At 51.1% G+C, this 14,375-nt stretch carries 8 protein-coding genes; 3 read left to right on the forward strand and 5 right to left on the reverse strand.

Features of this window, described 5'->3' with window-relative positions; all coding sequences use genetic code 11:
- The first annotated feature begins 812 nt into the window (after positions 1–812).
- A complete protein-coding gene (locus RDV48_16550) occupies positions 813–1,247 on the forward strand; it encodes a hypothetical protein (GenBank protein ID MDQ7824413.1) in 435 nt (144 codons plus the stop codon).
- A 43-nt stretch (positions 1,248–1,290) separates the two neighbouring features.
- Here the strand turns inward: RDV48_16550 and RDV48_16555 are convergent, their stop codons facing one another.
- Positions 1,291–1,725: a FliM/FliN family flagellar motor C-terminal domain-containing protein gene (locus RDV48_16555; GenBank protein MDQ7824414.1), complete on the reverse strand. Its 435-nt coding sequence runs from the start codon at positions 1,723–1,725 to the stop codon at positions 1,291–1,293.
- A 56-nt stretch (positions 1,726–1,781) separates the two neighbouring features.
- Positions 1,782–7,001, reverse strand: coding sequence for an MG2 domain-containing protein (locus RDV48_16560; protein ID MDQ7824415.1), 5,220 nt, complete (start codon positions 6,999–7,001; stop codon positions 1,782–1,784).
- Between the two features lie 167 nt (positions 7,002–7,168).
- Here RDV48_16560 and RDV48_16565 point away from each other — a divergent pair, with 167 nt between their 5' ends.
- Complete coding sequence (locus RDV48_16565; protein MDQ7824416.1) at positions 7,169–7,693, forward strand: hypothetical protein; 525 nt, start codon at positions 7,169–7,171, stop codon at positions 7,691–7,693.
- A gap of 75 nt (positions 7,694–7,768) precedes the next feature.
- On the opposite strand, the gene RDV48_16570 is transcribed toward RDV48_16565, so the two are convergent.
- From RDV48_16570 to RDV48_16580, 3 genes are all read right to left on the reverse strand, one after another.
- The gene (locus RDV48_16570) at positions 7,769–9,778 is read right to left on the reverse strand and encodes a hypothetical protein (GenBank protein ID MDQ7824417.1); all 2,010 of its coding nucleotides are present in this window, start codon (positions 9,776–9,778) and stop codon (positions 7,769–7,771) included.
- A 240-nt stretch (positions 9,779–10,018) separates the two neighbouring features.
- Positions 10,019–12,616 carry a PQQ-binding-like beta-propeller repeat protein gene (locus RDV48_16575; protein MDQ7824418.1) on the reverse strand — a complete coding sequence of 866 codons (2,598 nt, stop codon included), beginning with the start codon at positions 12,614–12,616 and terminating at the stop codon, positions 10,019–10,021.
- A 28-nt stretch (positions 12,617–12,644) separates the two neighbouring features.
- Positions 12,645–13,028 carry a hypothetical protein gene (locus RDV48_16580; protein MDQ7824419.1) on the reverse strand — a complete coding sequence of 128 codons (384 nt, stop codon included), beginning with the start codon at positions 13,026–13,028 and terminating at the stop codon, positions 12,645–12,647.
- 332 nt (positions 13,029–13,360) lie between these two features.
- Between RDV48_16580 and RDV48_16585 the strand changes: the two genes are divergently transcribed.
- A complete protein-coding gene (locus RDV48_16585; protein MDQ7824420.1) occupies positions 13,361–14,017 on the forward strand; it encodes an inorganic diphosphatase in 657 nt (218 codons plus the stop codon).
- Positions 14,018–14,375: the final 358 nt, after the last annotated feature.

The following is a 14,375-nucleotide window of genomic DNA, read 5'->3' on the forward strand; positions in this document are numbered from 1 at the left end:
TTACCAGTAATTTTGACTGGGATTCTTGTGGTATGGATAGGTGGGACGGGGCAGTATTGTGCAGTGATGTTTCATGGGAGCGTTGCTGGCATATCGTCAGGATTAAAGCTACTGCCACATTTCTGCTGATGAAGCTATGCCGGTTATGCTTGACGCTGTGCTTGTGAGACCTGAGGAAAAACTGTATAATAGAAGTTGGGAAATCGACCGGGGGGTGGAAAGACCTGCGGTAGAGTCATATTCTCTTATTGATACCTTTCTGGAATATATTTTTCTTTGTCGTGCAGGCAGTAATAGATTTTGATGGGCAGGCCAGGCCGGGTTTCTGTTTTCACAGTGAAAGGGACTGTATAGAGTGACTCTCAAGAGAAAGCATAAGGCGCTCCTTATTCTTCTCGGATATATCATGATTGTGCTCTCTTACTGTTTCCTCCATGAGGCCTTCGATGTGGTTGAACATAATTATCACCATTTGATGATGAGTGAAGGCAATGTGAAGCTGCCCGTCATATCCAAATTGGCATTTTTCTTCTTTGTGAGCGATAATTCTTCAGAATTTTTAAAAGATTTGAGATATTTTTTCCATGATGAATACGAATATTATATTTGTTTTCGGGGTGTTGTGATGCTATTGTTTTTGACCTTGCTGGGAATCGCGATATTTTTTTGGTACAGATTGTGGCTCTCGAAAGAAACTCTTCTGAATACGCTTCTTATCCTTCTTTTTGCTTCCCAATCATTAATAATGATAATTTTCTCACTGATTCTGTCCTGCTTCATCTGTCCTTGTCGCCTGTGTTAAGAGCCTTTTGATGAAGGAGTTGGTCATTCTGGCGGAAGAGCGCAATGAATGCTTAAAAGAGAAAGACACGATGCTGCAATGCCGTCAGCATGCTCTTTTCAATGAGAAATGGAGTCTGCGTCTTATTATTGCAGGCTATTCAATGTTCTTGATTTCTTTAACTTTCTTTCATATCTCCATCGCAATCTTGGCCCGCTATATAGGAAAATACAATATTTCCAGCCCTCTGGTTACTCGTCTTGCATTTTTTCTTATAGGGAGCCCTTTTAAATACTTCCTGATTATCATGGTTATTACCATTATCCTGGCCATCTTCTACCGCCGCCTGATGAGTAATACCTTTCTGAGCACGGCAGTCATTTTGGTACTGTTCGTCCAATGTTCCACGCTCCTTTTGCTTTCTTTGATAATGGCCGCCGCATTTGTGCCATTGTTCCATTTTTAATGGCACAATGTCCGCTTGAGGCCTTCAGACGTCTCACTCGATATCACCTGTATTTTCCTGTCAGGCTTTCTTTCCGCGGCAAAATTACGGATATCAGCTTTCTCCCGGGGATGGTTTCAAATATCTGTATGGCGGTCTGATGGCCGATTGATTCAATATTCCCTTTCCCCACCTCTTTTCCGTTGATTGAAATGACAGCGGGATCACCCTCATCCCTGTCCAAGGTAAGAATGTCGTTGATTTTCAGCCTGCGGGCTTCCTGCAATGGCATCTTTAACCTGCCGAGCTCTCCCCGCACAATCACATAGGGTCCGCTGGAAGATTCAGTCCAGCCCCAGCGGTGTGAGCCACCACTTCCCGGCACATCGGGCGGAGCGCCGGGCGGCGCCTTGGGCGGACCCCCTCCCCCACGCTGAGGCTTTGACTGTGATGGCCGCTCAATGAGGCGGCTCCCCTCAGATGCCTCTTCATTATTCAAAGTCGGTCTCCTCCTTACAAGACGGGCATTAAAAGGCTTCTTCCAGTAGAGCCTTATCACTGTGCTATCTTTATACGCGATTCAGCGCTTGTCCCCTTGAATTCGGGATTGTACATAGGCGATACTGATGCCGGCATTACGTGGTAGTCACCGGGAACTTCCGCACGGATCCTGTATTCCAGGATATGCTTTCCCCGTTCAAGCTCTGTGAAGAAGAAGACAGTTTTTTCATCCCTGATCTCGCAATTGCTGAAACACTGATTCCTTTCCCAGACGGATCCTTCTGACACCTCGCATCCGGCGGGCCTTGGATCCTCCAGGACCAGATATTCGAAGTCGTTTTTTGCATCAATAGTGAGTCGCACTGAGAATTCTTCCCCGGATTTGATGGAGGAGAGCGGGGGCGTCCTTCTCTCAGGGTGCTGCGTCGGCAGGTATTCCCTGGAAATTCTGAGGAGGTCGCCCTGTGCCGGGATATTCTCCTCCTGAGAGCAGTAATGAAGGGATGCTGAGCAGAAGAGAGGCTCCTTGCAGCCTGACTGTATGGTCAGAGTATTCTCGCCGGTCTTCAGCTTCCGGGAAGGAATGGTCATGGTGCCCGGGAAGTCAAGCATGGTGCTCCTTGACACCTTGGCTTCAAATACACTGGAGCCGTTCAGTGCAACACTGACAGGGAGCTCCTCCTTCTGCTCCAGGCTTTTCGCGAGCCTGACGGTAAGGGCATTGACGGCGGCTGCTGAGGATTTCGTGGATTCCCAGTGGCTTCCGGTGCGGGAGAGCACCAGATAGAGAGCCATCCCTGGAATGAGGGGATGATCGGGCCTGACTTCTTCAAATGTCTGCAGGACATCTGCCGTCGTCTCGACCTTGGAGCATTCACTCACTGATCCGCTGCCGAAGAAAGCCATATCGCCCTCGTGCCCGACCCTGTCCTCAAGATACTTGAGAAGCGTGGCGGCCTTTTCCTTTTCCCCAAGGCGGTGAAGAGCTCTCAGCAGATACGCGATGCCCTGGTCAGAGAGGTTCCGGCGATCATCGAGGAGAGCCTGCGCCTCTTTCTTCAGGCCCGGGGTATTCACCGGCTTCCGGGAAAGGACGAACAGAATGAAAGGCCGGCCGTTTTTCCATACTCCCTTTCCATACTCTCTTCTCAGGAAATCATAGGCTCCTGCAAGGCGATCTTCATCGACACGGAATCCCGCCTTCTTTGCCATTTCCAGGCCATTGAGCACATATGCGGTCATGGTGGCGCTGGATTGTTTCTGATACCACCATCCCCAGCCTCCGTCACCATGCTGGAAGTCATAGAGCTTGATAAGGCCTCCGGAGACCATAAGAGGAAGACGCTTCTCCAGATTCCCCGGGCTCAGGCCGGATGCTTTCAGTGCCCCGGCTGTCTCTACCGCGGGGAGAAAGCGGTTCAGCGTCTGCTCTGCACAGCCATAGGGGAAATGTTCCAGATAATCGAGCGAGTCCATCAGTACCGAGGCGAGTGAAGGAGAAAGGATAAGATCCAGGTGCGTCGTCTCGACGTTACGTTTTTCAGGAATCTGGAAGCATAGATCTTTTCTCCCCTCGACCTGGGCACCCACATGAATTGTATGCTCGAATCCATGGGGTATCACTGGCAAGGAAATCTCCATCGCGTCTGATTCTTTCCTGGTGAGCGCCCGGAGAGTCACCGTCGCCTTGCCCGGATGGTCGGCCCGTACCTTCCAGTCCAGTCGCGCTTCCCTGCCGGGTGGCAGGGTCAGGCTCTTTTCAGCCGGCTCTTCGAGGGAAAGACCTTGTACATCAAGCCGGGCTTTCACCTCGAGTGTCTCCTTTCTCCCGTTATGGATAATCCCCGAGATGAGCGCACGGTCATGCTGTGTCAAAAAGCGTGGCGCAGCGATGCGAGAATTGAATTTTTTCCCGGTGACGACGGTAATCTCAGCGGTGCCGACTTTCGTGTCTTCAGTGACGCCCACCGCCGAGAGCTGCCAGCTTGTGAGCGAATCGGGAAAGGGAATGGTGATCTCTGCCGCTCCCCCGGCGCCGGAAGTGATGTGTGCCCTCCAGAAGGCTGTATCTGGGAAATCCCGGCGGATCTGAGCATTGAGAAATGTGCTTTCACCTGTGATCCGTGCCGAGCCCATATCGGGTGGAGGCTGCGGCGGACAGCACACCTTGTCTCCGAAGTCGAGCAGGAAAAAATCTTTGCTGAAACCGCATGAGCTGAAGGAATGCCAGACATCGTAGGATGAGGCTACCCAGGAATACGCGGTGTGCTCCTCACGGTCATAAAAGAAACGCCACGGATCGATGGCGGTTCTTTCAGTGAGGGCAAAAAGGGCTTTATCGACGACGGCAAGTGAAAGCTCTGCTTTTACAGGCTTATCTTCATCATCACGCGCCTTGATTTTTAGAATTCCCTTCTCACGGGGAGCATAGACATTCCGGTCCGGCTCGAGTGTCAGTGAAAGCCTGGTATGCTCGGGCACAACCTGGAATGATACGGCATCGGAGCTCAATCTGTCATCCTTCACGATGGCCGCCTTCACTATAACCTGGGGCGCGTATTCCTTCCTGATCGGAAGCTCAATCATGTGCAATTTCCCATTGAAATGGAGAGGCTCAACCGTCTCTTCATCCGCCTCGATGGTTAAAAGGCCATTGCTCCCCTCCTGATCGGCAGTGATGAGCATTTTTGCAGTCTCGCCGGGGTGATATGATGATTTATCGGTGATGATACTGAGCCCCCCGGGCTTCCAGGTGCTGTCACCCGCCGCTTGAGAGACGGTAAGGTAAGTGCTGTCTGAGACTTCCCGGTTATGCATGTCACTTGCTACGGCGAAGATCTTTATCATTCCCTCTACCGCAGGCTTGAAGGTGAATGAAGCAAGGCCTGTGCTCCCGGTGGCGAGCTCTCTTGAGAACAGCTCCTCCTTGAGAAGCTCCTTCTTATCTTCTCTGCCATTCACAATGGTGCTGTGCGCCTCTATGCGGTATCCTTTCACCTGTACTGATTTGGACAGGGGCCTGCCGAGCGGGTTTTCCGCACGAATATGCACCGTGAGCGGATCGCCGGGAGTCACAAAGTGTGCTGAGGTATTCACGTCAAGATAGCAGTCTGAGCGAACTGCTTTAAGCCAGAGCGTCTTTGCCACCTCGCGCCTGCCTCTATCGGTCACATTAGCCTCCACTCTCACCAGCATATCTTTGGAGTCCTTAGGGAGTGAGACGGTGAATGAGGCATGGCCTGCTCCATCGGTAGAGGCTTCGGCAGCATACAATGAGATTATTTTTTGATTTGTCTCTTCACCATAGTAATAATGACGGACCGGCTCATGGGAGTATTCTCCTTGAGCGAATCGGTACCTGTAAGGGTAACCTGATGCAGAGAGGCGGATCGAAGCTCCCGGCACTCCACCGCCAGAATAATACTCTGCCTTGAGCTTGATATTTACCGTATCTCCCGAAAAATACCATGGCTCAGGAGAGGTGAGGGCGACTTTGAAATCGGGCTTCCGGTATTCTTCCACGGAGAACCGGGCAAAGCCCCTCCTGCAGATGGCCTGTGCATAGAGGGTATAGGAACCCGGGGGAGTGCTTTTGTCCAAGGTGAACTCACCGCTGAATGTGCCGAAGCGGGTGGTGATTATGTCGCGGGCAGAGAAGATCTTTTTTCTCTCCTGGTCCTCGGCATAGAGTGTCACCGGGGCTCCAGGGAGGTTCTCATACGATCCATGTACCTCCTTTCTCACGATTCCCTTGAAATGCACCACCTGTCCCGGGCGATAGAGCGGCCTGTCGGTATAGAGGTAAATCCGGTGTGGATCATTAAACTCTGGAATGAGAGGATGGGGAGGAGAGACCATGGGAATGACGGTGAAATCTTTTCCATGGCGGGCAAAAAGTGAATAAACATCATCCGGCAGGCTCTCATCTTTCCAATAGAAGAGGCCTCTTCCGTCGGTATGGCCGAGCGGGATGATTACGGCGCATTGCTTTCCCTCCCTTTTGTCACTGTGATAAGAGGTGCTGTTTTCTGCAAAAAGCTCGACTCCACGGAGAGGCTCTCCCGTCTTTCTGTCTGCAGCAAAAAGATAGCGCCCGCTTTGGAGGACACAAAGGGAGGAGATGATGGTGAGAGTGCGCACGACGGAGCTTCCGGCCCGTGCCTCGATGATATAGGCTCCTCGTTCATTAAGGGGCACGTCGTATTCCTTCTGAATTTCAATATGATCATCTTTTCCCGGTATGGCCAGCTCCCAGGAAGCTCTCAGGCAGTTTTCAGGCAGGTCAAAGGCTATATCTTTATTCTTCCAGCGGACATCCCTGAAAAGGTCTATCATATCGACCTCGTAGGCGCGGAAACTGACATTGTCGATGTTTCTCGTCGTGAGAAGGATTTTAGGCTTCTCCCCGGCAAGAAAAGGGGGAAGCCCCTTGAGGTATACATATGGGGCCGTGATTCTTTTTATGGAGGATTCTGCAGGCTTGGATCCGGGAAAGCTCCTGAGAAGGCGCCGGTACCACGATAAGGCGTCATTATAATGCTTCCGTATCTCTTCGATTCTTGCCAGCCTGTAAAGGGCATCTCCTGTTTCCTCTGAGTCTTCTGAAAGGGTGAGAATCTCTTTGAAGTATTTTTCAGCCTTATCATAGTCTCTCTTTTTGCCCATAAGCTCTCCCAATTCAAGCAGGGCTTTACAGCGCATAGTGCTGGACGGATCTAGAGCAAAAATTTTCTGCAGAATTGATTCGGCCTTGGCGAGCGATTCCGGTTTTCCGGCATAAAAATCCGATACGTCAGAGAATTTCGGACTTCCGGTATAAATGGAGGCCATGGCAAGCAGAAGGGCGCAGCGCTCTTCCTTGGCTCCGGGAATACCGGCAAGGAGGGCCTCGGCTTTTTCATATTCTTCCGCCACATGACCCGCTTTCTGGCGATAGCGCTGGAAGAGCTCCGCCAGTCGCCAGTGAGCCCGTGCCTTCCAGAGCGGGCTTGAAGCACTCTCCTCAAGATCTTCGAAATAGGTGAGGGCCTCGTCTTTCTCGTTGAGTTTCATATGGCAGAGCCCGAGCTCCTGTAGTGCCGCCTCACGGTAATATCCCTCGGGATAGTCATTCAGAAGCTTCTTGAAGGATTCGATGGCTTTGTGATAGAGTGCTTCATCGATATAAGACATGCCCTTGTCAAAGAGGGCCTTTTCATCATCGGCGCCGTACAATGCGATGCAAGCCGATAGAATCAATATGACCGCAATGGGAAGCAGGCGGATCGATCTCATGAGACTTCCCCCACCGGAGGCCTTTTGGTATTTGGGTTCAACAGGAGAGAGGACTTTACCTCCAGGCACTCAACAGCTTCCACTCCAATTGATAAGACCCCGGCTTGACAGGAGGGGAGCCTCTGTTATAATCATTATCTCTGTATGATACAATAGTAAGGGGACCTATGAATAAGGCTTTTCTGTCAATAGTGCTCTGTCTTTTCTTCACGGTCGCTTTTCCCATGCCCGGCGCAGCTTCCCCATCGAGGCAGAAAGATATAGACGATATAATTGAGGCCGTCTTCCGCTCCCAGATAAAGGGATTTTCCTCTTGGAAAGAAGTAAAGGTCTTTTTTCTTTCTCTCTATGGCAAAGATCCAAGAGATGACATTATGAAACGCTTTCAGGGAAACATACCGCCGGTGAAAAAAGTATCAAAATCATCGTGTCAGAAAGAGATGCCTTGCCAGCAATTTGACAAAGAGACTGGGGAAAAGGGGATCGTCTTCTATATATCTTCTATAAGGTTCATCAGCACCTCTAGGGCAGAAGTTGATGGAGGCTATCATAAAGATGGTCTGGCGAGTGATTGGGGAGTTTTCTTTATGGTAAAGAAAAGGAGCAAATGGGTCGTGGAAAAGCATAGACAAGATATCGTAAGCATCTCGCCCTATCTTCATCAGCCTGTACTTTATGCAGCAAGCAGGTGAGCCTGCAGGGGCTTTCTGATTCGCTCGCCGACTGACACACAGATTCAAGACCTTACTATTGATAAGCCTCGCTCTTCACTGCTCCAGCTTTTCAATAATCCGGTGAAGGGCGTTTTTCGCCCTCTCGGTAAGAGGTTCCCTGCAGTATGGTGCAATGGTGCAGAGAGCGACCACCCTGCTCCAGTCATCATCTATTTCCCCCGCCACCTCGAGAGCGAGCTCCCAATCACCTCTTTTTGCATATCCAATCGAGGTTTCTACAAATGCCTGTGATCTTATGAGCGTCGAAAGCAATCCCCCTTGTATCCCTACCGCTGTCTGATGGGCTTTTTCAACTTCACCAGACTCCATATAATGCCGGACGATCCAATATTGCAGATTAGAGCGTTGATTATACCACGATATCTTCTCCACTATCACTTTCCACTCCTCGATATCGCCCTTTTGCTCAAAACAGTATGCGAGTCCATTCATAGTGGAATCGAGAAGCCAGCTTTTTTCTATGGAACGGGCAGCCGCCAGTGTTTTCCTGAGCGCCTCCTGTGACTTTCCGGTATTCCCCAGCTTTCTGTAATGATGGGCTTGAATGGCATAAAGAGTTGTTTCTGCGCTGTGCCTGTATTGCTCATCATTGATCATCCCTGCAATTTTGAGAGCATTTTCAAAGCATCCGGCTTTGGCGGCACTTTCAGCTACATCAGTCATGAGCTGCTCATCATTCCCCGCATAACGGCAGGCTTTTTTATAATCGCCTATGATGGCAAAACCACGAGCAGCCACCCTTGTGCGGTCTTTCTCATCAGGCAAGGCATATTTTCCATTCAAGTGCTCCATCAAGGCTGAGCAAGCCAGGTCCTTGCGATTGAGAAGCATATACCCGGGAAGCAGGTAATACACAAGTGGAATGAGTCTCTTTTTGCCCTTATTCATCGCCGAAACTGCTTGTTTTTCATATTCGAGCACTTCAAGCGCCTGCTCTTTATGGCCCGCTTTCGCGAGACTTTTTGAAATCTCACTCAGTCTATCTATTCGTTCATAGGGATCCTTGATCATCTGTGCACTCTTCATTGCCTCATCGAGGGGAAGCCGCACATCTTCCTCTCTTGCAAGATAGAATTCCACCAGGGAGGCATATGCATCTGCCCTGTTTCTTGGCTCGCTGATCAGCCCAGCATACCTGAGTGCCATCTCTGAATCGCTCACCTTGATCATTTGGCGGGAAAGCTCACTGAGTGTTTCCGAGCGAGTCTCGGGATCGGGAATCTTAAGAGCGCATTCAAAGGCCTTTTCATAGATGCCGGCTTCAAGGTAAGCTTCTGCCGCCACTTCATAAACCTCAGAGCAGTCATTTCCCTGTGCGACAGCCTGGGACAGCACTGAGGACACCTCAGTGACTCTTCCAGCCCTCACCAGTGCAGAGTCAAGCCAGACCGCGGCCCTGATGAGCTTATAAACATATCCGCCTGTCTCGTCAGCTTTTTCCAGCTCTTTCAATTTCTTCAGGGCGCGCCTTGCTCCCTCAATATCACCTTTTTCAGCGCATGCCCTGGTCACCCCTACAAAGGCATCTTCTCTTAAATACACGTTGGCTTCTGTTTCTGCGTAGGCAATGGCCTTGTCAGGCTGCCCTCTCTTCGCATAAGCCTCTGAAGCGAGAATTGCGCCATAAAACTCATTTCTTTTGGTCTTTTCCCATATCAATATGGCACAGGCGACAGGGTCTTCTTCCGCTTCCGCTCTCAGTCGTGCCCTTGGAAGCAGTGAGCTCCTGAATTCTTGATAGGTGAGCTTTCCCAGCTTTCTCTCCCCGCTCTGGAGCTGCCTGGCAGTGGGGGAGTCGGGGAAGGAGGTCACGATTTCTTCAAGTGCGGTGAGAGCTTTCTCATATGATTCTAAAGCGGCCCTGTAGCTTGTTTTTTCAAGAGTCACCGAGGCGCTGTAATATTCACAGGCTTTTCTCCAGAGCCCTTCTTCCAGAGAAGGGGCGCACAGGCAGAGAGTGGGGGATAGAATCAATAGTAAAATGAGCCAAGGAAGGCTTTTCTTCATAACTGTCCTGTCAATATGGACTTTCTGAGCTCTCATGCTGCCTGGTTTCTCGGAGCAACATCAGGAATCCGCCGGCCCGGTGTGATTTTACCGATTGGATATCCGGATCCCGGTTCTGCAAAGTGATGGCTGAAAGTATTATCTCAGGGTGGGCGATAATATTGTCTGCGGTAATCTCCGTTACGATATCATTATAGCAGAAAAGGAAAATAATGGGAATTTGAGCCTGGAATGTGGCATCAGGCTCCTGGCAGGTTGCCGGGATGGGGCTCCGCATCAAGAAACCCTGATAACCCGCATTTTTACCACGATCCAGTCGTCGCCGAATTTTTTAAGATGGATCTCAGTTTCCGAGGCGTTGAGATCGCCATAATGTGTTGAGAAAAGAAGCTTCGCCTCAGTTCTGTCCTTGTTCCAGAGAATGAACCTGCCTTCTTTATTTTCACGCACGATATTTTCATCAAAATCACTGGGGGGCATGGCAAAGCTCACCACCAAAACTCCCAGGCGATCAACGACAGCCCTGGCCTTTTCGAGAGGGCTCTTCTCTCCCTTCTTTTCCGGGATTATGATCCAGTCGTACCCGATGAATTCGAGCGGCTCAATGCCTTCGGGGAGCTTCACCAGGCAGGGAACCCTGAATCCTTTACCTGATGAGAAGCAGAACCTGCCCTCAAAGGCGGCTCTCAGCACCTTTTCCGTTTCGCTCAAAGCACGCGGCGCAGCGAGGGGATTTTTATCGGCACTGTCAATGAGACCGTCCCCGTCGGTGTCCTTATTGAGCGGATCGGTGCCCAGGCGCTTCTCCACTTCATCGGTCCATCCGTCGCCGTCGCTGTCTTTTCTCATGTCGCCGTTGAGAGCCAGCGTGGAAATCCAATCGCTTTTTTCCATATCAAGCTCTCTGATTGTCTTCCCGGTGAAGAGCGGCTCCTTCCACTCCTTGCCGTCGAATTTCAAAATCCAGGCATCCTGCAGGGAGCCGAGAACATATGACTGCGCAAGCCCCCACTTTGTCCCATTGCGATCTTTTCTCACCTGGGCCAATCGGTCGTCAAAAATATTGGTTTCGGTCCTGCTGACCTCCGGACCAAGTTCATAGAACTTTGCATAGCTCTCGATTGTTGGAATCGTGAGGGAGGTGTCTCTGGCGGCGAGTATTGCCCGCGCTCCCCGCTCGCCCCCTGTGCTCCCCAGGCTCAAATATGCGGTGTGCCGAATAGGAGATTGAGGGTTGGCAAGCTCCTCAATGAAGTAATCAACGGCGGCCTGAGACTTTGAATCGGCAACGGCATAAAGAGCTGTGGTATAAAGATAATCGAAGGTTTTTTTGTCCTTTTTGCTGCCCGCCCTCAGCACATCAAGGAAGAACGGGATCGTCAGTTTCTCATCTCCCTTTGTGGAGATGACTTTCAATATCGCGTACTTTGCGGTATCCTTCCGTGCCAGCGACAAAAAGGAAAAGAGCTCGGGCGTATGCGCGCTGCTCATGGTGTTTTGAAGCACACCAAGGGCACGTTCAAACCTAAGGTATTCTTCGCTTCTGTCATCGACATTCCGGTAATAATCTCTCCAAGACGCCGTCTTTTTCGGAGGTGTCCTGTCGAATGCCTGCAATCGCTCTTTTACCGATGGCAGAAGGGCCTCGAAGCCTTCATCACCCAGTTTGCCCAGGAAGCACTTCTCATCTTTTCCCAGACTGTCAAAACGGGATACGAGCTCTTCGGCAAGGATTCGTCTTTCCTTTGCAGTGGAGGGGATTTCAGGCGGTGTGCCCATAGTATATCGCAGGATTTCGTGGCCCGATGAGAAGAGGAATCCATCATCCACAAACATAATGACCCAGAGATGATAGACTTCAGTGTCAAACTCCCAGAGCTTCTCACCTGACAGGGTAAGGGCGAGCATTTTGCTGTTAACTGCCGCAATAACGGTATCATTTTCGACAAATAGCTCCGAAATATTCGGACCTGCTTCCTTTGAAAGCTCATAGGTCCATTTGATTTTCCCATTGTCGGCCTTCAGTGCATAGAGCGTGAAATCACGGCCTGCAAGAATTACAAGGCCTCCACAAGGAACTGGGGATCCACCAACAGCACTATCAATCGAGACAGCCCATTCCAGCTTTCCATCCCGCCCATTGAGCGATCTCACCTCTTCCCCGAGAGCGAGATAGACATGCGCTCCCTTCTCATCCGTTGAATAGTGCCAATAGAAATCTTTGATATCATACTTCCATTGAATAGTGCCTGTACGGCAGTCTGCGCATAACAGCCTGTATTCATCTTTGATGAAGAGATGTGCCTTTTCTGCCTTGAGGCTTTTTTCATTTCTGAAGTATCGATTCTTCTCTCTTTTATCGAAATCCTTAACCGTTGTTGTCCAGAGTGTCCTCTGCGTGTTCAGATCAATCGCTTTCATCGTATTATCAGCAAAGACGCAATACAATATATGGGCCTCTATGGCGGGCTTACAGTCAATCCTGTCAAGCGGAATGTCCAATAACTCTTTCCCGGAGCGGGGATCAAAGGCGATGATCTGCTCTTTCCCTGACTGATGCTCATTGGAAAAAGAAGCCTTTTTCCCGAGCGCCACATAAAATCTGTCATCTTCGCAGTCCGCAGCCAGCACGGCCTGGCTCTTGAGGGATTTTTTCCAGAGGATCTTTCCGGAAGAAAAATCAATGGCACCAAAGGAGCGGTGTGCAGTAAAGCACAATGTTCCTTTGCTGAGCGCAAAGTACCCGGGCTGCTCGCCAAGCTCCTTCTCCACTTCGTAGGCCCACGATTTCCTGAAGGGAGGCGCAGGCAGATCGGCTGCCCCAGCCGGAATCGAGAGCAGGAAAAGGAGCAGCACAATCATCAAATGGTGCATGATGCCCTCCTGATACGGCTGCGGGACCTCACGGCGATATTTCAAGCTTCGCATCTTCAGATCTCACTTTCAAAAGAGAGATGATGTCGCCGGCCTTTTTTTCATCCAGCAGCACCTCTTTTTCATTGAGAGCCTCTCTCAGAAGCGCTTCCACTCTTCTTCTCTCCGTCATGTCCCTGAACATCCCTATATGGCACATTCTTTTTTGATCATGGCGGTGGCTGTCACCACGTCGGCATAAATGACCGTTCCATCCTTCACGGTCCTGCAGGGCCGTTTTCGCCACCTTGCGGTCGGTAATGTCCTCGGCGTCTGCGGAGCTTGTAATGAGGACAACGATCAAAAAGGCACACAGAAGTGCGTCCGGCAGTCCTTTGAGGCGGTGTGCCGATTTCAATCCGTCATGAGTCACCTTGGCTCCTGCAGCAAATCGATGATGTCCCTGCGGCTGTCCATATCAGTAATAGGGAATAGGGGTAGCAGCATATTCTGGTTCTCCATCAATCGCTCTGTCTCCTTTTCCTCAGGAAATGAGGATGGAATCACTCCCCTGTACCACACAGTCTGGAAAGGAGCCGTGCGAATTGTCGGGCTGCTCCTCTCGAGGGGCGCCGATGTGAGCGGGAAAGTCAGCCCGGTATATATCGGCTTCAGTGCCGGCACCATTCGGGATGGAAAGGATCCGCCTGGCAATCTGGAGAAGTCCCCCCGTGGCAATGCGGTTACCCGGGAAGGATGACTCCCATGAAAGAAAAAAAATGCCGGATAAGAAGGCGCAAAGTACTCCCTCTGCTTCCGGCTGCCACTGTTCTTATCACGGCGGTGATCATAGTATTGTCGATTGTCTGGCCCGCTGAAGGAGAGGCAGCGGTAAATCCGCTCCATGATGTGGACCCCGGTGACAGAAGCCCCGATGTTTTCAACGTGATCATAGAGATTCCCAAGGGCTCCAAGAACAAGTACGAAGTGGACGAAAAGACGGGACTGCTGCGCGTTGACAGGGTCCTCTACTCTTCAGTCGTCTTCCCCGCGAACTACGGCTTCATTCCAAGGACTCTGTGCGATGACGGCGATCCTCTTGATGTGCTGGTGCTGGGCCAGGAGCCCGTATATCCCCTCACTATCGTCGAAGCGAAGGCTATCGGCTCAATGCACATGATAGACGGGGGCAAGGCCGATGATAAAATCATCGCGGTCCATGTCAACGATCCGGAGTATGCCCACTATAAGGATATCTCGCAGCTCCCCGGGCACAAACTCAGGGAGATAAGGAGGTTCTTCGAGGACTACAAGGCGCTTGAGTCCAAGAAGACCACGGTGGAGTCCTTCCAGGGCCCCGTCGAGGCGACGGGCATCGTGAGGAAGGCAATAGAGCGCTACAGGAGCAGGCGGAAGACCTGAAGCGGGGATCCCTGCACTCTGCCGGCGAACTACGCCCTCTTCACCTTTTCAGGGGTGGTCAGGGTGGATCACTTTTTGACTGCCGACACTCCGGCCCATGGATCATTTTTAGTATACCATTCATACAGCTCTTGAGCGCTTCTCGCCTCAGGCCTTGTTCCCGAAGAGCCCGCTGAACAGCCCCCCGATGGCATCGCCGAGCCCCTTGATCACCCCGCCGATGGCCTTCGCGATACCGCCCACGAAGTCGCCGATACCCTCGGCAATGTTCGCCAGGGGCGACTTCTTCTGCTCGTCGGGCAGTGACTGGTTTTTCGCGTCATTGAGGACCTTCTCGACCTCCCGGTAAAGCTCGGGA

Source organism: Candidatus Eremiobacterota bacterium (assembly GCA_031082125.1).
Lineage (GTDB): Bacteria > Vulcanimicrobiota > CADAWZ01 > CADAWZ01 > Ess09-12 > Ess09-12.